At 65.9% G+C, this 21,482-nt stretch carries 24 protein-coding genes; 9 read left to right on the top strand and 15 right to left on the bottom strand.

The annotated features are described in order from the left end of the window. The first annotated feature begins 43 nt into the window (after nucleotides 1-43). Nucleotides 44-859, top strand: coding sequence for a DoxX family protein (locus G6N09_RS02100; protein WP_083024309.1), 816 nt, complete (start codon nucleotides 44-46; stop codon nucleotides 857-859). A 21-nt stretch (nucleotides 860-880) separates the two neighbouring features. Here the strand turns inward: G6N09_RS02100 and G6N09_RS02095 are convergent, their stop codons facing one another. Beyond that, nucleotides 881-1,219: a PH domain-containing protein gene (locus tag G6N09_RS02095; protein WP_083024307.1), complete on the bottom strand. Its 339-nt coding sequence runs from the start codon at nucleotides 1,217-1,219 to the stop codon at nucleotides 881-883. A gap of 38 nt (nucleotides 1,220-1,257) precedes the next feature. Here G6N09_RS02095 and G6N09_RS02090 point away from each other — a divergent pair, with 38 nt between their 5' ends. From G6N09_RS02090 to ilvC, 5 genes are all read left to right on the top strand, one after another. Next, the gene (locus G6N09_RS02090) at nucleotides 1,258-2,025 is read left to right on the top strand and encodes a TetR/AcrR family transcriptional regulator (protein WP_244959512.1); all 768 of its coding nucleotides are present in this window, start codon (nucleotides 1,258-1,260) and stop codon (nucleotides 2,023-2,025) included. Further along, nucleotides 2,022-2,876 (top strand): metal-dependent hydrolase, encoded by an 855-nt coding sequence (locus G6N09_RS02085; RefSeq protein WP_083024305.1) that lies wholly within the window; start codon nucleotides 2,022-2,024, stop codon nucleotides 2,874-2,876. The genes G6N09_RS02090 and G6N09_RS02085 overlap by 4 nt, the downstream gene beginning before the upstream one ends. A gap of 206 nt (nucleotides 2,877-3,082) precedes the next feature. Continuing rightward, a complete protein-coding gene (locus G6N09_RS02080) occupies nucleotides 3,083-4,957 on the top strand; it encodes an acetolactate synthase large subunit (protein WP_083024551.1) in 1,875 nt (624 codons plus the stop codon). Further along, nucleotides 4,957-5,469: an acetolactate synthase small subunit gene (gene ilvN, locus G6N09_RS02075; RefSeq protein ID WP_046187763.1), complete on the top strand. Its 513-nt coding sequence runs from the start codon at nucleotides 4,957-4,959 to the stop codon at nucleotides 5,467-5,469. The genes G6N09_RS02080 and ilvN overlap by 1 nt, the downstream gene beginning before the upstream one ends. 54 nt (nucleotides 5,470-5,523) lie before the next feature. Continuing rightward, nucleotides 5,524-6,525, top strand: coding sequence for a ketol-acid reductoisomerase (gene ilvC, locus G6N09_RS02070; protein WP_047319386.1), 1,002 nt, complete (start codon nucleotides 5,524-5,526; stop codon nucleotides 6,523-6,525). Nucleotides 6,526-6,647: 122 nt separating this feature from the next. Here the strand turns inward: ilvC and G6N09_RS02065 are convergent, their stop codons facing one another. From G6N09_RS02065 to G6N09_RS20415, 3 genes are all read right to left on the bottom strand, one after another. Then, complete coding sequence (locus G6N09_RS02065) at nucleotides 6,648-7,169, bottom strand: hypothetical protein (RefSeq protein ID WP_109558867.1); 522 nt, start codon at nucleotides 7,167-7,169, stop codon at nucleotides 6,648-6,650. Nucleotides 7,170-7,358: 189 nt separating this feature from the next. Next, nucleotides 7,359-8,792, bottom strand: coding sequence for a phytoene desaturase family protein (locus tag G6N09_RS02060; protein WP_083024299.1), 1,434 nt, complete (start codon nucleotides 8,790-8,792; stop codon nucleotides 7,359-7,361). Nucleotides 8,793-8,817: 25 nt separating this feature from the next. Next, a complete protein-coding gene (locus tag G6N09_RS20415; protein ID WP_163752626.1) occupies nucleotides 8,818-8,994 on the bottom strand; it encodes a hypothetical protein in 177 nt (58 codons plus the stop codon). A gap of 12 nt (nucleotides 8,995-9,006) precedes the next feature. On the opposite strand from G6N09_RS20415, the gene serA reads away from it, so the two are divergent. Together serA and G6N09_RS02045 are read left to right on the top strand one after the other, a co-directional pair. Then, entirely contained in the window at nucleotides 9,007-10,593 is a 1,587-nt protein-coding gene (gene serA, locus G6N09_RS02050; protein ID WP_083024296.1) for a phosphoglycerate dehydrogenase, read from the top strand. Beyond that, nucleotides 10,590-11,606: a 3-isopropylmalate dehydrogenase gene (locus G6N09_RS02045; protein WP_083024294.1), complete on the top strand. Its 1,017-nt coding sequence runs from the start codon at nucleotides 10,590-10,592 to the stop codon at nucleotides 11,604-11,606. The genes serA and G6N09_RS02045 overlap by 4 nt, the downstream gene beginning before the upstream one ends. A gap of 92 nt (nucleotides 11,607-11,698) precedes the next feature. On the opposite strand, the gene G6N09_RS02040 is transcribed toward G6N09_RS02045, so the two are convergent. The 11 genes from G6N09_RS02040 to G6N09_RS01990 are packed head-to-tail and all read right to left on the bottom strand — an operon-like array spanning nucleotide 11,699 to nucleotide 20,543. Continuing rightward, nucleotides 11,699-12,373 (bottom strand): 3-oxoacid CoA-transferase subunit B, encoded by a 675-nt coding sequence (locus tag G6N09_RS02040; protein ID WP_083024292.1) that lies wholly within the window; start codon nucleotides 12,371-12,373, stop codon nucleotides 11,699-11,701. After that, nucleotides 12,370-13,038: a 3-oxoacid CoA-transferase subunit A gene (locus G6N09_RS02035; RefSeq protein ID WP_083024290.1), complete on the bottom strand. Its 669-nt coding sequence runs from the start codon at nucleotides 13,036-13,038 to the stop codon at nucleotides 12,370-12,372. The genes G6N09_RS02040 and G6N09_RS02035 overlap by 4 nt, the downstream gene beginning before the upstream one ends. Beyond that, nucleotides 13,039-14,193: a bifunctional 3-oxoadipate enol-lactonase/4-carboxymuconolactone decarboxylase PcaDC gene (gene pcaDC, locus G6N09_RS02030; RefSeq protein WP_083024288.1), complete on the bottom strand. Its 1,155-nt coding sequence runs from the start codon at nucleotides 14,191-14,193 to the stop codon at nucleotides 13,039-13,041. After that, nucleotides 14,190-15,392: a 3-carboxy-cis,cis-muconate cycloisomerase gene (gene pcaB / locus G6N09_RS02025; protein WP_083024286.1), complete on the bottom strand. Its 1,203-nt coding sequence runs from the start codon at nucleotides 15,390-15,392 to the stop codon at nucleotides 14,190-14,192. The genes pcaDC and pcaB overlap by 4 nt, the downstream gene beginning before the upstream one ends. Next, nucleotides 15,389-15,940 carry a protocatechuate 3,4-dioxygenase subunit alpha gene (gene pcaG, locus G6N09_RS02020; RefSeq protein WP_083024284.1) on the bottom strand — a complete coding sequence of 184 codons (552 nt, stop codon included), beginning with the start codon at nucleotides 15,938-15,940 and terminating at the stop codon, nucleotides 15,389-15,391. Before pcaG ends, pcaB begins: the two co-directional genes overlap by 4 nt. Beyond that, complete coding sequence (pcaH, locus tag G6N09_RS02015; RefSeq protein WP_083024547.1) at nucleotides 15,933-16,682, bottom strand: protocatechuate 3,4-dioxygenase subunit beta; 750 nt, start codon at nucleotides 16,680-16,682, stop codon at nucleotides 15,933-15,935. The genes pcaG and pcaH overlap by 8 nt, the downstream gene beginning before the upstream one ends. Next, nucleotides 16,679-17,407, bottom strand: coding sequence for a 3,4-dihydroxyphthalate decarboxylase (locus G6N09_RS02010; protein ID WP_083024549.1), 729 nt, complete (start codon nucleotides 17,405-17,407; stop codon nucleotides 16,679-16,681). The genes pcaH and G6N09_RS02010 overlap by 4 nt, the downstream gene beginning before the upstream one ends. 4 nt (nucleotides 17,408-17,411) lie before the next feature. Further along, a complete protein-coding gene (gene hcaB, locus G6N09_RS02005; protein ID WP_083024282.1) occupies nucleotides 17,412-18,227 on the bottom strand; it encodes a 3-(cis-5,6-dihydroxycyclohexa-1,3-dien-1-yl)propanoate dehydrogenase in 816 nt (271 codons plus the stop codon). After that, nucleotides 18,224-18,484, bottom strand: a complete 261-nt coding sequence (locus G6N09_RS02000) for a dihydrodiol dehydrogenase (protein WP_083024280.1) — start codon at nucleotides 18,482-18,484, stop codon at nucleotides 18,224-18,226. The genes hcaB and G6N09_RS02000 overlap by 4 nt, the downstream gene beginning before the upstream one ends. After that, nucleotides 18,481-19,107: a 3-phenylpropionate/cinnamic acid dioxygenase subunit beta gene (locus G6N09_RS01995; RefSeq protein WP_083024277.1), complete on the bottom strand. Its 627-nt coding sequence runs from the start codon at nucleotides 19,105-19,107 to the stop codon at nucleotides 18,481-18,483. The genes G6N09_RS02000 and G6N09_RS01995 overlap by 4 nt, the downstream gene beginning before the upstream one ends. Further along, complete coding sequence (locus G6N09_RS01990; RefSeq protein ID WP_083024275.1) at nucleotides 19,104-20,543, bottom strand: Rieske 2Fe-2S domain-containing protein; 1,440 nt, start codon at nucleotides 20,541-20,543, stop codon at nucleotides 19,104-19,106. Before G6N09_RS01990 ends, G6N09_RS01995 begins: the two co-directional genes overlap by 4 nt. A 123-nt stretch (nucleotides 20,544-20,666) precedes the next feature. Between G6N09_RS01990 and G6N09_RS01985 the strand changes: the two genes are divergently transcribed. After that, a complete protein-coding gene (locus G6N09_RS01985; RefSeq protein WP_083024273.1) occupies nucleotides 20,667-21,470 on the top strand; it encodes an IclR family transcriptional regulator in 804 nt (267 codons plus the stop codon). The last annotated feature ends 12 nt before the right edge of the window (nucleotides 21,471-21,482 follow it).

The following is a 21,482-nucleotide window of genomic DNA, read 5'->3' as shown; positions in this document are numbered from 1 at the left end:
TTCAAATCCCCAATACCGTGGGGGTTGCCCTTACTCTTGCAGGGTGACCAGTCATGGTGAGGGCTCACACTGGCGACGGCCGGGTGAGACTGCCGACGCAGGCAAAGGACGTCCCAAGTCGGCGCGTCTGGTAGATCCGGAGGACGACATGCCATCGCCGACCTACACCGGTGATTTCGAGACCGCCGCCATTCCGGCCTACGACCCCACTGGCGCCCGGGTGGCGGCAGGCGGCTACCAGCCGCTGCCCTACGCCGAACCGCAGGCCAGTCCGGGGCGTGTGGGCGTCTCCATCGGTCCAGACCCCGATATCGATGAGCCGTTCCGGGCAGTCGACCGGCGCGGTACCCAAGACCTCGGTCTGCTCGTTCTGCGCATGGGCCTGGGTGTGCTGTTGGTGGCGCACGGGCTGCGCCAACTGTTCGGTTGGTGGGGTGGCCAGGGTCTGAGCGGATTCAAGAGCTCAATCGCGGCTGCGGGCTATCAGCACGCCGACATCCTGACCTACGTGGCCGGGGGCGGCCAGATCGCAGCGGGTCTGCTGTTGGTGCTCGGACTGTTCACCCCGTTGGCCGCGGCCGGTGCGCTGGCTTATTTCATCAACGGGGTTCTCACCGGTGTCTCGTCGGACAACCAGGGCCGGCTCGGGCTCTTCCTGCCCGACGGTCACGAATTCCACCTCATTCTCATTGTGGTGGCGGTGGCGATCGTGCTGGTCGGACCGGGCCGTTACGGACTCGACGGCGACCGTGGGTGGGCTCGACGGCCTTTCATCGGATCCATTGCGGCTTTGCTGCTCGGGATCGCTGGCGGCATCGCGATGTGGGTCTTCCTCAACGGGGCGAACCCGCTCGGCTAAATCCGGGCGTGGTGGGGGCGGTCAGCGGTAGGGGTTCGGTACCCGCCCGCCGCTCGCCTCGGTCAACAGCGGCAGCGTCGCGAAGCTCACCGCGGGTAGGCGAAGAACCTCGCCGTCCCGTAGGTGTGCCCGCGCCCACGATCCCCGCGTGAAGCCCAAGCCGGCGATGGCGTCCCACGGCACCGAACGGCTGCCGAGAAGCGTCCGCACAGTGATCTGTTCGGCGTCGGCGACCGTTCGCCACCTTGCGATGAGTGCCGAGGCCAGGACCGGCAGTGCCAGCAGGGGGGCTGTCACGGGCCACGTCGTCACCGGGATCAGCAGGCCGAGTGTCAGGAAGCCCACCGCGAAATGGGCCATCGGCGATATGCGGATCACCAGGGGCGCGGGGTCGGGTGATGGAGATGCCACCCCCGCATGATGTCACCGTCGGAGAGTTTGGAGGGGGTGGCCAGTTTCCGCCCCTGAAAACAATAAATATTGACTACTTATTTTTCATGCAGCATGATGGACCCGTGCCGCCGACAAAGCCCCGCCGGACCCAGGCGGAACGTACTGCCGAGACCCGGCATGCGTTGCTCGACGCGACACTCGACGCGCTGGTGGAGGTGGGTTTCAAGGGAACGACCACCACCGAGGTGGCTCGCCGCGCCGGCGTCTCGGTGGGGGCGCTGCAGGGGCACTTCCCGACAAAGGTGGGGCTGCTGACCGCGGCCATCGAATTCGCGCTGAGCCGGCGCATCGAAGAGTTCGAGGTGCTGATGGCCGGACTGGACGCGTCCGCCGACAAGCTCGATGAGGCCTTCGATCTGCTGTGGTCGATGTTTTCCGGTCCGACCTTCACCGCAACCCACGAGCTGTGGGTGGCGGCGCGTACCGACCGGGAGCTGGCCCCGGCGGTCATCGAGACGGATCGGCAGTTCGCGGAAGCCTGCGAGCGGGTCTACGACCAACTGCTCGGCCCGGCCGACCCGGCCGATGTTGCCGTCCCACGGTCGCGCATCGGCCTGCAGATGGCTTTCGTGCTGATGAACGGCCTGGCGATGTCGCGGTCGATAGAGGGCCACGAACCGGTGGCCACCACCGACATTCTCGACACTTTCAAAATGCTGGTTCGGCCACTGGTGACCGGCTTTGCAGACCCACAACCCGAGAGAGAGTCATGACCGCCAACGAGAACCGCCACCCCGTGGTACAGCCGCGTCGCATTCGGTTCAACTACCCGGTGGCGGCACTGGATCGCCACTTTGTGCAGGGCGACTTGGTGATGAGTCACATGATCGCGCACTTGTCGGCGGTGTTCCCGGAGGGCGAGGACTTCTTCATTCGTTCGGTGCGTCGTTACTCCGACCAGATCACCGACCCCGACCTCAAAGATCAGGTCAAGGGATTCATCGGCCAGGAGGTCACTCACGGGCGCGAGCACCGTGCGCTCAATGAGCGACTGCACGAGATGGGTTACCCGACCCGCAGGATCGACCGGCTGGTGAATCGCCGCCAGAAGGCCATTGAACGACGGTTCTCCCCGCTGACCTGCCTGGCCATCACCGCCGCACTCGAACATTTCACCGCGGTGTTCGCCGAGACCCTGCTCTCCGACGAGCGGGCGCAGGCCCTGCTCGGGACCACCGAAGTGCGGTCCATGCTGTTGTGGCATGCCATCGAGGAATCCGAGCACCGCTCGGTGGCATTCGACGTGTATCGGGCGGTCGGAGGCGACGAGGCCCGCCGGATCAAGGTGATGAAGATAATCCGCTTCACCTTTCCCCTCGCCGTCGTGGCGAACACCATCATCTCGCTCTTCGCGGACCGGGCGGCCTACAACCCGGTGCGAACCGTCCGCAGCTTTGCGGCCCTGCGGCGATCGCCGTTCTTGACCCGCTCGGTCTTCCGCCGACTGGCGGAGTACATGCGTCCGGGCTTCCATCCCGATGACCAAGACAATGCGGCACTGCTGCAGCACTGGGAGGCCGAGCTGTTCGGCGAGCGGGGTTCCCTGGTCGACCACCTGAACTGAGCGCTCGCTCATTTGACGCACGCTCGGTCTAGCGGCTACCGTCGTGTGCTATGGACAACGGCATGCTCGTAGTAGCCCACTGCGCGTTGGTTGTTGCCTGAACTTCAACCACCAACGCGCAACCCTCGTGCAGCAGCTGAGCTGGCGGGGGTTTTTTGTTGCCACCAGTGCCCAAAGACACAGTCGTCGAAGACAAAGAGGAAACCGTGAGCGCACCCACCACCCGACCGCCGGAGCGGTCGGCACCGCCGCACGACGACACCGGAGCTTCGGCCGTGGAGACGGCCGCCGCCAAGGTCACACCGTCATCCAAGCGGGTCCCGCCAGAGCAGATGACCGGTGCTCAGTCGGTGATCCGGTCCCTGGAGGAACTCGACGTCGACGTGATCTTCGGCATCCCCGGTGGTGCCGTCCTGCCGGTCTATGACCCGCTGTTCGACTCCGAGAAGCTCCGCCACGTTCTGGTGCGCCATGAGCAGGGCGCCGGCCACGCGGCCAGCGGCTATGCCCACGCCACCGGGCGGGTCGGGGTGTGCATGGCCACCTCGGGCCCGGGCGCAACCAACCTGGTCACCCCGCTGGCAGACGCGCAGATGGACTCCATCCCGGTGGTCGCCATCACCGGCCAGGTCGGCCGTCAGTTGATCGGCACCGATGCCTTCCAAGAGGCCGATATCTCCGGTATCACCATGCCGATCACCAAGCACAACTTCCTGGTCCGCAACGGCGACGACATCCCGCGTGCGCTGGCCGAGGCATTCCACATCGCGGCTTCGGGACGTCCGGGCGCGGTGTTGGTCGACATCCCCAAGGATGTGCTGCAGGGCCAGTGCACCTTCGCCTGGCCGCCGCGGTTGGACCTGCCGGGCTACAAGCCCACCACCAAGCCGCACAGTCGCCAGGTCCGCGAGGCCGCCAAGCTGATCGCGGCGGCGCGCCGGCCGGTGCTCTACGTCGGCGGTGGGGTGATCCGTGGTGAAGCCTGCGAGGAGTTGGCCGAACTGGCCGAACTGACCGGTATCCCGGTCGTCACCACCCTGATGGCCCGGGGTGCCTTCCCGGACAGTCACCGTCAGCACCTGGGCATGCCCGGCATGCACGGCACAGTGGCCGCCGTCGCCGGCCTGCAGCGCTCGGATCTACTGATCACCCTCGGTGCTCGCTTCGATGACCGAGTCACCGGCCAGCTGGACTCATTCGCCCCGGACGCCAAGGTGATCCACGCCGACATCGACCCGGCCGAGATCGGCAAGAACCGGCACGCCGACGTCCCGATCGTCGGCGACGTCAAGGCCGTCATCATCGAGTTGCTGGAGGTGCTGCGGCAGGATAAGGCGCTGGACTCTCTCGATATCTCCGACTGGTGGACCTATCTCGACGAGGTGCGCTCGACCTACCCGCTGAGCTATGGGCCGCAGAGCGACGGGAGTCTCTCCCCGGAATACGTCATCGAGACGCTGGGACGCATCGCCGGACCCGACGCGCTCTACGTCGCCGGCGTCGGGCAGCACCAGATGTGGGCCGCGCAGTTCGTCACCTACGACAAGCCGCGCACCTGGCTGAACTCGGGAGGGCTCGGCACCATGGGCTTTGCCATCCCCGCGGCTATGGGCGCCAAGATGGGCCGTCCGGACGCCGAGGTGTGGGCGATCGACGGAGACGGCTGTTTCCAGATGACCAATCAGGAACTGGCCACCTGCGCGATCGAAGGAGTGCCGATCAAGGTTGCGTTGATCAACAACGGCAACCTGGGCATGGTCCGGCAATGGCAGACCCTGTTCTACGGGGAGCGCTACAGCCAGACCGACCTGGCCACGCACTCGCGCCGCATCCCTGATTTCGTGATGTTGGCCGAGGCCTACGGTTGTGTCGGATTGCGTTGCGAGCGTGAGGAAGACGTCGAAGACGTGATCAACCAGGCGAGGGCGATCACCGACCGACCGGTGGTGATCGACTTCATCGTCGGGGCGGATGCGCAGGTGTGGCCAATGGTCGCCGCAGGCACCAGCAACGACGAGATCCAGGCTGCACGCGGTATCCGGCCGCTGTTCGACGACGCCAACAACGAGGGGCACGCCTGATGTCGACTGGTTGGAAGACCCACACCCTCTCGGTGCTCGTCGAGGACAAGCCCGGTGTGCTGGCCCGGGTGGCCGCGCTGTTCTCCCGGCGTGGTTTCAACATCGAGTCCCTGGCCGTCGGCGCCACCGAGACCAAGAACATGTCGCGCATGACGATCGTCGTCTCGGTCGAGGACACCCCGCTGGAGCAGATCACCAAGCAGCTCAACAAGCTGATCAACGTCATCAAGATCGTCGAGCAGGAAGAGGACAACTCCGTCTCCCGCGAGATAGCGCTGATCAAAGTCCGTGCGGATGCCAGCACCCGCGGGCAGATCGTGGAGGCCGTGAATCTGTTCCGCGCCCGGGTGATCGATGTGTCCCCGGAGTCGTTGATCGTCGAGGCAACCGGCACCCCGGCCAAGTTCGATGCGCTCCTGCGAGTGCTGGAGCCCTATGGCATCCGCGAAATCGTCCAATCGGGTCTCGTATCGTTGTCTCGCGGTCCGCGCGGCATCGGCACCACCAAATAGTCCCCCAGAAATAGCCAGCAAAGATAGTTAGGAAGAAAACCAGTGGCAGTTGAGATGTTCTACGACGACGACGCCGACCTGTCGATCATTCAGGGCCGCAAGGTCGGGGTTATCGGCTACGGCAGCCAGGGCCACGCGCACTCGCTGAGCCTTCGGGACTCCGGTGTGCAGGTGAAGGTGGGCCTCAAGGAAGGCTCGAAGTCGCGCGCCAAGGTCGCCGAGCAGGGCCTCGAGGTCGACACCCCCGCCGAGGTCGCCAAGTGGGCGGACGTGATCATGCTGCTCGCGCCCGACACCGCTCAGGCCGAGATCTTCACCAATGACATCGAGCCGAACCTGGTTGCCGGCAACGCGTTGTTCTTCGGCCACGGCCTCAACATCCACTTCGGTCTGATCAAGCCGGCCGCCGACATCACCGTCGGGATGGTCGCACCCAAGGGCCCGGGCCACCTGGTGCGCCGGCAGTTCGTCGACGGCAAGGGTGTGCCTTCGCTGATCGCGGTCGCGCAAGACCCCAACGGCGAGGGCGAGGCCCTGGCCTTGTCGTACGCCAAGGGCATCGGCGGCACCCGGGCCGGCGTCATCAAGACCACCTTCAAGGAAGAGACCGAGACCGACCTGTTCGGCGAGCAGGCCGTGCTGTGTGGCGGCACCGAAGAGCTGGTCAAGGCCGGTTTCGAGGTCATGGTCGAGGCGGGTTACGCCCCGGAGATGGCCTACTTCGAGGTGCTGCACGAGCTCAAGCTGATCGTCGACCTGATGTATGAGGGCGGCATCGCCCGGATGAACTACTCGGTTTCCGACACCGCGGAGTTCGGCGGCTACCTGTCCGGACCGCGGGTGATCGACGCCGACACCAAGCAGCGGATGCGCGACATCCTGTCCGACATCCAGGACGGCACCTTTGTCAAGCGGCTGGTGGCCAACGTCGAGGGCGGCAACAAGGAGCTAGAAGGCCTGCGCAAGGAGAACGCCGAGCACCCCATCGAGGTGACGGGCAAGAAGCTGCGCGACCTGATGAGCTGGGTGGATCGGCCCATCACCGAGACCGCCTGACCGACGGCGACGTCATAGAAGAACGAGTGGCCCCTTCCGCGGAAGGGGCCACTCGCTTTATGTCACCGGTTCGACGGGCTCGGGGAGGTCTCCCATCCGCCCCGATCCATCGCCGCCGGCGTCTACAGTCCGTCGAACAGGCCGTCAAATAACGCCGACAGATCGAAGCTGTCGAAGATCCCCGACAGATCGAAGTTGGCGAACAGGTCGTCGAAGATCCCGGACAGGTCGAAGTTGGCGAACAGGTCGTTGAAGATCGCAGACAGGTCGAAGTTGGCGAACAGGTCGTTGAAGATCGCAGACAGGTCGAAGTTGGCGAACAGGTCGTTGAGGATGCCCGACAGGTCGAAGTTGCTGAACAGGTCGTTGAGGATGCCCGACAGGTCGAAGTTGGCGAACAGGTCACTGAAAATCCCGGACAGGTCGAAGTTGCTCAAGATGTCGCCCAGGCCGGAGAAAATGCCTGCGAAGTCGATGCTGCCGAGGCCGTCGAGGATGCCTCCTGGTAGGCCGCCGTCAGCGGTGAGCGCGATGGCCGGCATGTGCAAGTTCGGGGGGGCGACGACCACGGGAGTGGCGGCGATTGCGCTAGCGCCGATAACTGCTGCACCCGCCAGGGCAAGCGGGCGAAGGGTGGTGTGCATAGCCTCTCCTTACGTTATGACTCGCGCCACATTGAGCCAAAGGTGTGATGCCCGACACGAGTTAGCTGGAGGCTATAGCAAAGCTGGCAAAAAGTCTCTAGTTATCTGGGAAAAATCTGTGCAATCTATGGAGCGTTGCACAGCATGACGTTCGCTGGCGGCCCATGCGGCCGCCGCGGGACTGGATTTTCAGGGGGCCAGGCTGGGCAGCCGGTCAATTCCGAACTCGCGCCGCAACACGGTGCGGGCGGCGTAATAACCCGCCATTCCGTGGACGCCGGCGCCGGGCGGTGTGGCTGCCGAACACAGGTAGGCCCCGGGAATTGGTGTGGCCCACGGATTCAGCCGAGGGGTCGGCCCGGCAAGAGCCCGCCAGGCATTGTTGCCTCCGGCGGCGATGTCGCCGCCCACGTAGTTGGCGTTGTGGTGTGCCAGCCGTGCGGCCGGGACGGACCGGACCGCCACCACGACGTCGCGGAATCCTGGAGCGAACCTCTCGATAGCGGCGATGACGGCCTCGGACTGGTCGATAGTCGACCCGGCCGGAACATGCGCATACGCCCACATCGGACGCCGCCCCGTGGCGTCGACGCGGGATGCGTCGACGAGATGCGGCAGCGCTGCCAGGATCATCGGCTGCTGTGCATGCCGGCCGGCGGCGATCGCGGCTTCGGCCTGGGCCATCTGCCTGCGGTCACCGCCGAGATGCAGGGTGGGCGCCAGCGCCAGTCGGGGATCGCTCCACGGCACCTCGTCGCTGAGCACGAAATCAACCTTGGCCGCGGCGGATCCGTACCGATATCGCCGCAGCGCCCGCGCATACCGTGCCGGCAGTGCATCCCCATAGATCGACAGCAGCGCGGTCGGGGCGGTGTCGTACAACACCACGCCACCGGGCGCTGAGCGCACCGGGGAACCGGCGGCCAGTTGGCCGCCATGTGCGATCAGGTCTGCGATGAGCGCATCGGTGATCGCCTGGCTGCCCCCCACGGGTATCGGCCAGCCGACGGTATGGCCGAGGGTCGCCAGCATCATGCCGGCCCCGGCTGAGGTCACCGACGGCAATCGCGAGATCGTGTGCGCGGCGACCCCGGTGTAGAGCGCGCGGGCATCATGTCCAGCCAGCGTCGCGTTCCAGGCTGGGCCGGCCTGTCCGGCCATCCGCAAACCCAGTCGGGCCACGGTCGCAATCCCCGACGGCACAGACCGCTTGTCTCCCAGGAGAAACTCCACCACAGCTTGGCTGTGCGAGACCAACGGCCCAAGCAGTTGCCGCCAAGACGAACCATGCTCCAACTCCGAACAGGTGCGGTCCAAGTCGCGGTAGGCGATCGCGGCGGGCCGGCCATCCAGCGGATTGCCGTAGGAGATCTCGGGTGCGGTCAGTTGCACGCCACGGGCGGCAAGATCGAACTCGGTGAAGAACGGCGACGCCAAGCCCAGCGGATGGACCGCCGAGCAGATGTCATGGCTCACGCCGGAGAACTCCGGATCCGCGGCGGTGCGCGCGCCGCCTCCAAAGGTGTCCTGGGCCTCCAGAACCTGAACCGAGAGACCTGCGCGGGCACAGATGACCGCTGCGGCCAGGCCATTGGGTCCACTACCGACGACGGTGACGTCCATTCGTCGATACTAAGGAGCCCCCGCGCTACGCGGCCAGATCCGGGTGCACCCCCAGTACCGGCTGTCGGACGCCACCGTTGTCGAAGTCGGGGCACCGGGTGTCCGGCCCGCTGCGCCCGGCTCCGCCGGGCTGGCGACCGGCGCTGTGCTTGATGGTGTCCGGCCCGCTGCGCCCGGCTCCGCCGGGCTGGCGACCGGCCACTAGGCTGTCCGGGTGACTCTGCCCGTGGTTTTGATCGCTGACAAACTCGCCCAATCCACCGTTGCCGCCCTCGGCGACCAGGTTGAGGTTCGCTGGGTGGACGGCCCGGACCGGGAGAAGCTGCTGGCCGCGGTGCCTGAAGCGGACGCGCTGCTGGTGCGCTCGGCCACCACCGTCGACGCCGAGGTCCTCGCGGCCGGCACCAAGCTCAAGATCGTGGCGCGCGCCGGTGTCGGCCTGGACAACGTCGACGTCGATGCCGCAACCGCCCGCGGTGTGCTGGTGGTCAATGCCCCGACCTCGAACATCCACAGTGCGGCTGAGCACGCGATCGCGCTGATGCTCGCCGCCGCCCGGGAGATCCCCGCGGCCGACGCCTCGCTGCACGGCAAGCAGTGGAAGCGGTCGTCCTTCTCCGGCACCGAGATCTACGACCACACCGTCGGGGTGGTCGGCCTGGGCCGCATCGGACAGCTGGTCGCCCAGCGGCTCGCTGCGTTCGGCGCGCACATCGTGGCCTACGACCCCTATGTGTCGGCCGCCCGCGCCGCCCAGCTCGGCATCGAGCTGCTCAGCCTCGACGAGCTGCTCGGTCGCGCCGACTTCATCTCGGTGCACCTGCCGAAGACCCCCGAAACCGCAGGGCTCATCGGCAAAGAAAACCTGGCCAAGACCAAGCCCGGGGTGATCATCGTCAACGCGGCCCGCGGTGGTCTGATCGATGAGGCCGCACTGGCCGAGGCGATCACCAGCGGCCACGTCCGGGCCGCCGGCCTCGACGTGTTCGCCACCGAGCCGTGCACCGACTCGCCGCTGTTCGACCTGCCGCAGGTGGTGGTGACCCCGCACCTGGGCGCATCGACCGCGGAAGCTCAGGACCGGGCCGGAACGGATGTCGCCAAGAGCGTGAAACTGGCGCTAGCGGGCGAATTCGTGCCCGATGCGGTCAACGTCGGTGGCGGCGCGGTCAGTGAGGAAGTCGCGCCCTGGCTGGACCTGGTGCGCAAGCTCGGGTTGCTGGCGGGTGCGCTCTCCGATGGGCTGCCGGTGTCACTGTCAGTCCAGGTGCGTGGCGAATTGGCCGCCGAAGATGTTGGCGTGCTGCGGTTGTCAGCGCTGCGCGGCCTGTTCTCGGCCGTCATCGAAGACCCGGTGACGTTCGTCAACGCGCCGGCCCTGGCTGCCGAACGCGGTGTGGACGCCGAGATCGGCACCGCCACCGAAAGCCCCAACCACCGCAGCGTCGTCGAGCTGCGGGCGGTCACCGCCGACGGGGCAGCCGTCACCGTGGCCGGCACGCTGTCGGGCAGCCAGCAGGTGGAGAAGATCGTTGAGATCAACGGCAGGCATTTCGACCTGCGAGCTCAGGGTGTCAACCTGATCATCAACTACTCCGACCAGCCCGGCGCGCTGGGCAAGATCGGTACCCTGCTGGGTTCAGCCGGTATCAACATCCACGCCGCGCAGCTGTCCGAGGACGCCGAAGGCCCCGCCGCGACGGTCCTGCTGAGGGTCGACCGCAAGGTGCCCGCGGAGGTCCACTCGGCCATCAGTGCTGCTGTCGGCGCCAACAAGATTGAAGAGGTCGACCTCACATGAGCCTCAAACTTGCCGTCATCCCCGGCGACGGGATCGGCCCGGAAGTCATCGCCGAAGCCGTCAAGGTGCTCGACGCGGTGCTGCCGGGCACCGAGAAGACCGAGTACGACTTGGGTGCCCGGCGCTATCACGCCACCGGCGAGATCCTCCCGGGTTCGGTGCTCGAAGAGATCCGGGGTCACGACGTGATCCTGCTGGGTGCCATCGGCGATCCATCGGTGCCCTCAGGGGTGCTCGAGCGTGGTCTGCTGCTGAGCGCGCGTTTCGCCCTGGATCACCACGTCAACCTGCGTCCCAGCCGGTTGTACCCGGGGGTGGCCAGCCCATTGGCCGATCCGGGTGAGATCGACTTCCTGGTGGTACGTGAAGGCACCGAGGGGCCCTACACCGGAAACGGTGGGGCGCTGCGGGTCGGCACCCCCCACGAAGTCGCCACCGAGGTCAGCGTCAACACGGCATTCGGGGTTGCCCGGGTGGTGCGCTTCGCGTTCGAGAAGGCTCGCGCGCGCCGCAAGCACCTCACCCTGGTGCACAAGAACAACGTGCTGGCCTACGCAGGCTCGCTGTGGACCCGCACGGTGGCCGAGATCGGCAAGGAATACCCGGACGTCGAGACGGCCTATACCCACGTCGACGCCGCGACGATCTACATGGTGACCGATCCCGGCCGCTTCGACGTCATCGTCAGCGACAACCTCTTCGGCGACATCATCACCGACCTCGCGGGTGCGGTCTGCGGTGGGATCGGCTTGGCAGCCAGCGGCAACATCGACGCCACCGGTGTCAACCCCTCGATGTTCGAGCCGGTGCACGGCAGCGCGCCCGACATCGCCGGCCAGGGCATCGCCGACCCGACCGCGGCGGTGACCTCGGTGGCGATGCTGCTTGACCACATCGGTGAGCATGACGCCGCCGTCCGGGTCGACGCGGCCGTCGAAAAGCACTTGGCGACGCGGGGAGATCAGAAGCTGTCGACCAGCGCTGCCGGCGATCGGATCCTGAGCCTGCTCTGACGCGGAAGTGGTGCGCCCAGCCGGAATCTGACGACGTGGCGCAGGCGTGTCGCGTCGTGATATTTCGGCTCGAAAGCGGTGATCTGCTCCCGTCAGCGCAAACTGACCGGCAACTTCGCCGCGAGGTCGGCCAGCGTAATGCCGAAGGTTTCGCGCACCCGCGGCATTCCCGCCGTCCTATCGATGTCGATGACCGCGTACTCGGTATAGACCCTGCTGACACACCGCAGGCCGGTCAGCGGATAGCTGCACGACGGAACCAGTTTCGCGGCACCGTCCTTGGTGAACAGGTCCATCATCACGAACACGTTCTTGGCGCCGATGGCCAAGTCCATCGCACCTCCGACCGCCGGAATCGCCCCGGGCTCACCGGTGTGCCAGTTGGCCAGATCGCCGTGCTGGCTGACTTGCAACGCGCCGAGCACACACACGTCCAGGTGCCCTCCGCGCATCATCGCGAAGGAGTCGGCGTGATGGAAATATGCGGCCCCGGGCAGCTCGGTGACCGCAATCTTGCCGGCATTGGTCAGATCGGGGTCGATGTCCTCGCCCCGCGCCGCGGGCCCCATACCGAGCATGCCGTTCTCGGTGTGCAGGACCACCGCGGCCTGGGCCGAGAGGTGATCAGCTACCAGGGTCGGCTGTCCTATGCCGAGATTGACGTAGGAGCCCGGGGGGATGTCACGAGCGATCACGGCGGCCAGCTCGTCGCGGGTCAGCGGCCCGCGGTCAAGATGCTCGACAGTTGTTGGGGGAGCCTGCGTCACGCGCTCACCTCTAGGAGCCGGTCGACGTAGATTCCGGGCGTGACAACTGCTTCGGGATCCAGTTGACCGGTGTCGACGACGTGCGCGACCTCGGCCACGGTCAGGGTGGCTGCACTGGCCATCACGGGACCGAAGTTCCGTGCGGTCTTGCGATAGACCAGGTTGCCCGCGCGATCACCGGTGTGGGCACGGATCAGGGCGACATCGCCGTGAATGGGGTACTCCAGGGCGTAGTCCCTACCGTTGATGGTCCGTATCTCCTTGCCCTCGGTGAGCAGGGTGCCCACGCCCGTGGGGCAGTAGAACGCCCCGATGCCGGCGCCGGCAGCGCGGATGCGTTCGGCCAGATTGCCCTGCGGCACCAGTTCCAGAGCGATCTTGCCGGCGTGATAGAGGCCGTCGAAAACGTAGGAATCCGCTTGACGCGGAAACGAACAGATCACCTTGCGAACTCGGCCGGTGGCCAACAACGCCGCCAGGCCCGTATCGGCATTGCCCGCATTGTTGCTGACGACGGTGAGATCATCGGCGCCCTGAGCGATCAATGCATCGATCAGCGTGGTGGGCATCCCGGCCATACCGAATCCGCCGACCAGGATCGTTGCGCCGTCCGCGACGCCCGACACGGCCTCGGCTGCGGAATCGCAGATGACGGTGCGACTCACTTAAGAACCACCCTTGCCGTCATCCTCGGCGAATACCTCCGTGGCGATCCGGAAGGCGGTATTGGCATCGGGTACCCCGCAATAGATGGCAGTCTGCAAGAGCACTTCTTTGATCTCGTTGCTGCTCAGTCCGTTTCGGCGTGCCGCCCGCAGATGCATCGCCAGCTCCTCGTGGTGGCCACGGGCCACCAGTGCCGTCAGAGTGACGATCGATCGGCTGCGCCGGTCCAGGCCGTCTCGGGTCCAGATGGTTCCCCACGCATATCGGGTGATCAGCTCCTGAAAGTCAGCGGTGAACTCGGTGCTTCGGGCGATCGCAGCATCGACATGCTTGTCGCCCAGGACATCCCGGCGAACCGACATGCCCGCGGTGTAGACCGGGTCGCGCACCAGAACATGGTCGAGGATGAGGTTGGCGGTCGCGCTGGGTGACTCAACCGGTGCCAGATGAGCGACGCTGTCGAGGATCACCAGGCGGCCATTCTTGACGCCGGAAGAGATGCGTCGCAGAGATTCTGGTGGTGTGGCGATATCTTCCGAACCCGCAATGGCCAACACCGGGGTGCTGATGTTCGGCAAGGCTGCGGCAACATCGAAGTGAGCCAGGGCTTCGCAGGCCTGGGCGTACGACTCGTCGTCGGTCCGGCCTAGCGCATCGGCCAGCGCTGCGGTCAGCTCCCGTTTCCTCTCGAGGAAACCGGCAGTGAGCCAGCGCTGCAGTGATGCCTCGATCAGCGCGCTGGTGCCCGTTGCGCGCACCGTGGCGGCACGCGCAATCCAATCCTCGGCGCGGCCGATGGTGGCGCCGGTGCACAGCAATGTGGCACTGCGTAGCCGTTCGGGGGCGTCGACCAGCAACTGCAGGCCCACCGCGCCGCCGATGGAATTTCCGGCGTAATGAAACGAGGCTCCTGGTGCGACTTGGCCGGCCAGCGCCAGTACGCCGGCCGCGAGATCCGGTATCCGGAATGTGTCCGCCGGACTGCGACCGTGGCCGGGCAGGTCCCAGGCCACTACGCGCAGGTGCCTCGCGAGTTGTTCTGCGGCGGCGCCCCAGAGGACGGTTGCCGATGTGCCCAGGGATGGGCCGAGCAGCAGCAGGTCTGCGTCCTGGGGGCCGCCGAAGTCGGTGCCGACGAGCTGCGGCACGCTCATGTCGCCTCCCTCAGATGGTGTTGTGCGCGTAGCAGCACTGCATCGATCAGGTGACTGGCCGCCCCGACGTAGTCCGGACGAACCGGATGTCCGGTCAATGCGGCCATGGTGCGCTGCTCCCCGAGGAGGTCGCCGGCGGCGGCCAGGTTCGCCGCGGCACGATCGGTATCGATGACAAGTCCGGCAAGCAGTTCGGTCGTCTGCGCTGCAGCGCACACGGCGTGGCGTGACAATGTCCGCAACGCGGCCCATTCAGCGTGCCAACCGCCGTCGGAGCGCTCATCGACACTGGCGGCCGTGGCGGTGTGCAGGGTGGCGGCCAGGGCGGGTGCGGTCAGAGCGGTGCGCCGGATCAGTAGGGACAGCACCGGATTGTTCTTGTGCGGCATCGTCGATGAGCCGCCGCCCCGGCCTTCTGCCAGCTCACCGATCTCGGGCCGGCTACCCGTCGCGACATCGTTGGCGATGTGAGCCCACGCGTCGCAGCACGTCACCAGCGCGTCGCCCGCACGGGTGATGATCGACCTGGTGGTATGCCACGGTGGGCTATCGGCCAGGCCCAGTTCCTCGGCCAGTCGCCGGGTAAGGGCGACAGCATCGGTGGGCGAGCCGATGAGTTCGGTGGCAGCGGCCATCGTGCCGACGGCACCACCGGCCTGAACGGGGAGTTGCGGCAGCGTTGCGACGCCGTCGAGGGCATCCAGAACCCCGTGGAGCCAGTGTGCGATCTTCATGCCCGCCGTCGTGGGCAACGCCGGCTGGGTCAGCGTGCGGGCCAGCATGGGGCTGTCGCGGTGGGTATCGGCCAGCGCGGCCAATCTGCTTACCTGCTTGCGCAGTTCGCCATGAACCCGGTCTAGTGCATCGCGCAGACAGAGTGTCAGCGCGTTGTCGATGACGTCTTGACTGGTCAGTCCACGGTGCAGCCAGTGCGCCGTCTCGCCCCCGGTGCGTTGCCGCAGCAGCTCCAGCAGGCCGGGCACTGGATTGCCGATCGCCTCGGCAGCTGCGGCCACGGTCTCGACGTCAGATGCCGACACCACCGAGTTCAAGTCCGCGCGCGCCGAGGATGGAGCGATTCCTGCCTCGACAAGCACTCTGAGCCAGGCATTTTCGGTCCGCGCCATAGCGGCGAGGTAGGCCGCGTCGCTGAACACATCGCCCGCGCGGTGGTCGCCGGGCCACAACAGGTCGGTCACGGCTGCCCCCGGTAGCGCAGAAATACGGTCTCGTTCGGGCCCTGAAGTCTGATGTCGAAGCGAAAGCCGTGTTCGTCGGGCGCCGCGATCAGGGTGTGGCGGCGGTCGGCAGGCACGGAGTTCAGCAGTCGATCCGTGCCGAGGTGGCCACCGGGTAGGTAGGCGCGGGTGAACAGCCGATTCAGTAGGCCGCGTGCGAACACCGTGATCGCGATGAACGGCGACGAATCTCGTTGGGCCCCAGGAGTCACGGTCGTGAAGGTGTAGTGGCCGTCGGGTCCGGTCTCTGCGCGTCCCCATCCGGCGAAGGTGTGGCCGTCGCGGCGGAGTGATCTGGTGGCGGTGGGTAGGGCACCGCGACTATCGGCCTGCCAAATCTCCACCAGGGCATCGGGGACGGGTGCCCCCGCGCCGTCGGTGACGGTGCCGTGAAATGCAAGGGCACCGGGCGAGCCCGGCGGGACCAGTTCGTTGCCGAGGTCGAAAGGTAGGGCGTAGCCGAAGAATGGTCCGATCGTCTGACCCGGCGTTGCGGTGAGCTCAGCCATGATGCTCCTCGAAGGGCGTCGCGGCCGGCCCGGTAAGCACGATGTCCCAGCGGTATCCGGTAGCCCATTCATGAGTGGTGGTGTCGTGGTCATAAACCGCGACCAGACGCTCGCGGGCCCGGCGGTCGGCAACTGATCGGTAGATCGGGTCCAAGTCGCACAGCGGGTCGCCGGGGAAATACATCTGGGTGATCATCCGCTGGGTGAAATCGTTTCCAAACAAAGAGAAATGGATATGAGCGGGCCGCCATGCGTTGTGATGATTGCGCCAGGGGTACGGTCCCGGCTTGATCGTCGTGAACCGGTAGAACCCCTCATCGTCGGTGAGGCACCGCCCGGCCCCGGTGAAATTGGGGTCCAGCGGCGCCGGATGCTGATCCCCCTGGTGGATGTAGCGGCCGCTGGCGTTGGCCTGCCAGATCTCGACGAGCTGTCTGCGGACTGGCCGGCCCTGGCCGTCGACGATCCGCCCGGTAACCACCGTCCGCTCGCCGATCGGGCAGCCTGCGTGCTGGAGTGTCAGGTCGGCATCAAGGTCACCGACATCACCCTCACCGAAACACGGGGACCAGAGTTCGATGCCCTCGGGGTCGGTCAGCTGCAGCGGACGGTGGGGATGTCGAAGAGTGCTGCTGCGGTAGGGCGGATAGTCAAGCTTGGGCTGGCTTTCCTCGACGCCCGCGCGCTCGTAATCGGCCTGGATTTCCGCTATCTCTGAACTGATCTCGGCTTGACCAGTCATCGGCACTCCAGCCGGGCGAGTTCATGACGCCAGGCGGCGTCCGCGGTGAATGAGGGGCCGAGGTCAGGTAGATCGGCCCAATCCGCCTCCTGGATCGGGGTGCACGTGCCGCCCGCGGAGCGGATCCGCAGTGACATCGATGCCAAGTGGTCCAGGCTGATCGCCTGCAGTACCGCCTGGGCAGCCGTGGCGGCGGCACTGGTGATCCCATGGCCGCGACAGATCACCACCGGCTTACCCTGCATGGCGGCGACCATTTCCCTGCCGAGTTCTGCAGTACGGATCAGTACGGCCCGCGGGTACACCGGGATGCCCCGGCGCGCGAGCCATGCGCCCGGGATATCGAAGGCTCCGTAGATCGGTTCGATCGTAATGCCCGCCAGGTCGGCTGCCACCACGGCCGGCGGATGCAAGTGGGCCACCGCTCGGTATTCGGGATGCGCCAGCAGCGTTTCGACGTGGATCGGCAGCTCGTTGGGCACCCGATAACCGTCCAATTCGCCTGGTAAGCCTGGCGTTCCGTCAAAGCGGATGAGCCGAATGTCGTCGGCGCGGGTGAACGCCACGCCGTCGTCAGAGTCGCTGCGGCACCTGATGAGCAGGTGGTCGTCGTCGACCCGGACACTGATGTGTCCCAGAATGCCGTCCACCAGGCCCCGGGCGGCGGCGACTCGGCATGCCTGCGCAACGTCGTGCCGTAACTTCGCCAGATCGTTGTGGTTCACGTTCTCAGTCTTCCGCCGGCGGAGCGGATCGTGCTGGACCCATGCCGAATCCACCGTCGGGGTGGGTGCTTCCGGCGGTGATGCCACGAGCGCGGTCCGAGGCCAGGAAGACGTAGCTCCAGGCGTGGTCCTGCGGAGTGAGTGCGACATGAAGTGGGGTGCGTGCCGCGAGGTCGCGGGCCCGGTTGGGGGTGTCGTCTAGGCGGATGTGGTCGAGCGACAGGTTCTGCAAACCCCGCAGGTCGGTATTGAGGGTTCCACCGGGCGCCACGCCGTTGACCCGGATGTGCGGAGCGAGTTCATAGGCGAGGGTGGTGACCAGGCCCCGAACGGCAAATTTCGAGGCGACGTAGAGGACGCCACCACGGCCGGGGTAGTACGACGACGCAGACTCCGTGACGACGATCGAGGACCCGGTCTGGGCCCGCAGGGCCGGTACAGCGGCTTTTACCGACTGCAGATGACTGAGCACGTTGGTGGTGAACATCTCGTCGAAGGCTGGGGCCAGTTCCTGCGTCGAGATATCGGTGATCCCCTTGTAGAAGTCGAAGATTCCGACACAGGTAACCAAGGTGTCCAGTCCGCCGAACTCGGCTACCGCCGCTGCTACCGCCTGCTCGTTGGCCTCGGCTGTGGTGGCGTCTCCCTGGGTCACCGGGACCTGCGGCAGCTGACTTTCCAGCAGGGCGCACTTGGCGGCATCGCGTTCCAACACCGCGACGCGGGCGCCCTCATCGAGAAATGCGTCCACGACGGCACGACCGATGCCCGAACCGGCGCCGACGACGAGCGCTCGTTTGCCGTCCAGCCATCCGGTCACGGCAGGTCACTGTCGTCTGACAGCAGGGGTTGGTGCATGTTGCCGACCATCGCGGCCAGAGTGTAGGCGTTCTGCCATGTCAGCGCCTCAAGTTCGAGGGCATCGAGGCTGATCCACTGGCCGGATCTTGGTGACGTGATGAGCAGCCGTGACCCGTTGCGGGTATCGACGCGGCGCAGGGTCACTTCGGTGAATTCGTTCGCGATGGTGATGGTGTCGCCGACCGAACGGGCCAGGAGGTCATCGAGTTCACTCACAGGAATACCGCCAGGTTCTGCATGCGCAGGACAGACTCGTCGACATAGATGGTGCGGCGCGCCAACTTCCAGCCGTGTTCGGTCAGCCGGAGTAGGTCTTCGCGGCCGCAGGAGACCAGTGCCGCCTCGTTCACGTCGCCGCGGCTGCGGAACAGCAGTTCCGCTGACTCGACGATCACGTGCGTTTCGTCGTCGCAGGCAAAGGTGCGGACGTTGGTGATGTGATGCCGCAGGCGTGAGGGCGGATCCTCGGTCCACGCGTGTTCGGTCTGAAAACGGGCCACCCGTCGGCTCAGGGAGTACTTGTTCTCATCGAAGTGCGCCATTCCCGGAGAGGTGTCGAATCCGGCGCCGGCGGCGGTGGTCACCCGCACCGGCATGAAGTAGTGGATGTCGTCGGTAAGGGTGTCGAGCCAGTCGGTGTAGTGCTGCGCGTCCAGCAGATAGGCCTCATCGACCAGGAATTGGTGTGCCTGCAGGTGGCGGGCATCGCTGAAGGGCAGGGGATTACCGATACGGACGTGCTTGGGCGCGGCACCGCCCAGGACTGCCAGCTCCCAGGGGTTATGTGTTGAGTTCGGTCGGGGAAACCCTGGACGCTGGCTCGGTTGCGCAGATGTCATGCCGGGGCCTCCTCATAAGTCGCCTCGCAGGCCGATGTGCCGTTGGTCTGCACCAGCGGGGTGATGGCCTCGCGATGGACCCCCATGGCCGCGGTTGTCGTCGCCACGGCAGGCATCTCGAGGTGGTCCGCCCACATCCGAAGGATTGCACGCTGATTGTTCTCGTTGTAGCCGACTTGCGCGGTGCCTGGGCCATGGAACTGTTCAGGGGAAAGGGAATTGACCACGGGTGTGTCGTCGGCGAGCAGACCCATCCGGCCATTGAGCAGTAGTTGGCGGGCCATCGAACCGGCGGCGGTGTTGGTCAGCGAGACCCAGTTCTCGACATCATCCTGCTCGAACATTCCGGTGGAGCCAAAGCACATCAGGTAGGCCTTGTAAGAGTCCTGTTTGAACTGTTCTGGGGCCGCCGCGTCGACCGCAAACCATGAGTACACCTCGGTTTCGTTCTCGCTGATCGGTTGCCAGGTGCGAAGGGATATGAACGGCAACACCTTTTCGCTGTCTTGGATCTTCGGCCAGTTGTGTACCAGGCTCATGTTCGGGAAACACGATGCAGCCGAGATCATGAAGCCGTCGTCACTGACCACGCGCTGATGGTCCGGTGACCACACCTGCTTGATGCGCTCCACCATGTCGTCGGGATAACCGACATAGCGCATCCGTTCCTCAAAGCTGCCCGGCGGCAACTTGTACGTCGTTCCGCCGCCGCAGGTCGCCCAGTAGGTGGCGCCGTCCTTGCGCTTCTGCGCCTTCGGTTCACGAAACAGCCCGATGTCGACGACCGAGGCGTGGGTGTGCGGCGTGTGATACATGTCGCCGGCGAAGTTCTCGACGCCGATCTTCCAGTTCGCCTTGATGCGCCAGCGCTGCGGGCCGCGCACCTCCAGACCGCTTCGGCTCTGCTTGGTGTAGAAGTCGAGGTAGAACATGAAGTCCCCGAGAAACTCCTCCAGCGGCGGCGCTTGCGGGTCCAGGCTGATGAAGATCAGCCCGTTGTAGCTGGCGAGGTTTGGTGCCGGCAGCAGCGTTTGCCCCCGCTTCTGGAATCCGGCATCGCCGCCGTAGGCCTCCTGATGGAAGGGCAGGCCGAGGATCCGTCCGTCGTTGCGGTAGGACCAGCCGTGATACGGGCACCGGAAGTTCGAGGCGTTGCCCATCTCGGCGCGGCAAACCTGCATTCCCCGGTGCAGACACATGTTGAACATGGCCCGAACGTCGCCTTTGGAGTCGCGCGCGATGATGAAGGAGTCGTTGAGTACGCGGCGCACGACGTAGTCGCCGTCATGGGGGATCTCCGATTCGTGCGCGACGAACATCCAGGCGCGGCGGAACAGGCGCTCTTTCTCCAGTTCGAAGATCGCGGCGTCGTTGTAGATGTGGGCAGGGATCATGCCGCGCCGGACCTCGTCGAAGACTTGCCGGTGATCACTCATGTGTTGCGACTCCAGTCTCGGGGTCCGTGATGTCTGGTGTGCAGAGAAAGCCTCCAGCACATTCGCGAAAACTCTGCCAGGAAGACCGTTTGGAGGTCAACAAGGGTGAGTACTGTCTCTGCTATGCAGAGTGATGCCCCTGAATGGCCGACCGGCGGCGCCGCTGGGCCCGCCGCTCCGCAGTATCCGATCGGATCGGTTGACAGGGCACTCAAGCTCATCCTGCTCTTCGGGCAGCAGCCACAGGTCCGCCTCACTGACGCGGCGGCGCACCTGGAGGTCGCGTCATCCACAGCCCACCGATTGCTGGCCATGCTGCAATATCGGGGCTTCGTGCGTCAGGATCCGGTCTCCAAGACCTACCATCCTGGTCCCGCGCTGCTCAGCGTGGCGCTGTCGGTGTTCAACCGCATCGATATCGACGCCACGGCAGGCCCTGTCCTGCACCGCGTCAGCGAACAGCTCAGGGAATCCGTCCACCTGGGCATGCTCGAGGGCGCCCAGGTCCGCTTCATCGCCGCCGCGGAGGGGCCGACAGCGGTTCGGGTGGCGTCTCGGCTGGGTCGCACGATGCCCGCGCACTGCACGTCGACGGGGATGGCGCTGTTGGCTCGTCTGTCCGACGCCGACATCGCCCATCTGTACCCCGACAACGAGCTCCGGCGTGTCACGGCGCATTCGGTGGCCACCAGGGCGGAGCTGCACAAGGAGCTGCGCCGAATACGCCAACAGGGTTACTCGGTGAATCGCGAGGGCAGTGAGGAAGGGGTCGCCTCGGTCGCTGTCCCCGTCCCCACGCGTGCGCCCGGCGTGCTCCTGGCGCTCAATGCCGCCGCGCCGGTCCACCGGCTGAACAGCTCGCAGTATCGCGCCGTGGCTGCGGTGCTGGTGGAGGCGGCCAAAGAGATCGGCGACCAGATCGGCTAACCCCAATCGACC

This window comes from Mycolicibacter minnesotensis, from assembly GCF_010731755.1.
Classification (GTDB): Bacteria; Actinomycetota; Actinomycetes; order Mycobacteriales; family Mycobacteriaceae; genus Mycobacterium; species Mycobacterium minnesotense.
This window is presented reverse-complemented; position numbering and strand designations above follow the sequence as displayed.

Excerpts from the sequence above, each read along its gene's own strand:
- G6N09_RS02095 (WP_083024307.1), bottom strand. The coding sequence starts at position 1,219 with ATGGCCCATTTCGCGGTGGGCTTCCTGACACTCGGCCTGCTGATCCCG.
- G6N09_RS02090 (WP_244959512.1), top strand. The coding sequence starts at position 1,258 with ATGGAGATGCCACCCCCGCATGATGTCACCGTCGGAGAGTTTGGAGGG.
- G6N09_RS02085 (WP_083024305.1), top strand. The coding sequence starts at position 2,022 with ATGACCGCCAACGAGAACCGCCACCCCGTGGTACAGCCGCGTCGCATT.
- ilvN (WP_046187763.1), top strand. The coding sequence starts at position 4,957 with ATGTCGACTGGTTGGAAGACCCACACCCTCTCGGTGCTCGTCGAGGAC.
- ilvC (WP_047319386.1), top strand. The coding sequence starts at position 5,524 with ATGTTCTACGACGACGACGCCGACCTGTCGATCATTCAGGGCCGCAAG.
- G6N09_RS02065 (WP_109558867.1), bottom strand. The coding sequence starts at position 7,169 with ATGCACACCACCCTTCGCCCGCTTGCCCTGGCGGGTGCAGCAGTTATC.
- G6N09_RS02060 (WP_083024299.1), bottom strand. The coding sequence starts at position 8,792 with ATGGACGTCACCGTCGTCGGTAGTGGACCCAATGGCCTGGCCGCAGCG.
- G6N09_RS02045 (WP_083024294.1), top strand. The coding sequence starts at position 10,590 with ATGAGCCTCAAACTTGCCGTCATCCCCGGCGACGGGATCGGCCCGGAA.
- pcaDC (WP_083024288.1), bottom strand. The coding sequence starts at position 14,193 with ATGAGCGTGCCGCAGCTCGTCGGCACCGACTTCGGCGGCCCCCAGGAC.
- pcaG (WP_083024284.1), bottom strand. The coding sequence starts at position 15,940 with ATGGCTGAGCTCACCGCAACGCCGGGTCAGACGATCGGACCATTCTTC.
- pcaH (WP_083024547.1), bottom strand. The coding sequence starts at position 16,682 with ATGACTGGTCAAGCCGAGATCAGTTCAGAGATAGCGGAAATCCAGGCC.
- G6N09_RS01995 (WP_083024277.1), bottom strand. The coding sequence starts at position 19,107 with ATGACATCTGCGCAACCGAGCCAGCGTCCAGGGTTTCCCCGACCGAAC.
- G6N09_RS01990 (WP_083024275.1), bottom strand. The coding sequence starts at position 20,543 with ATGAGTGATCACCGGCAAGTCTTCGACGAGGTCCGGCGCGGCATGATC.
- G6N09_RS01985 (WP_083024273.1), top strand. The coding sequence starts at position 20,667 with ATGCAGAGTGATGCCCCTGAATGGCCGACCGGCGGCGCCGCTGGGCCC.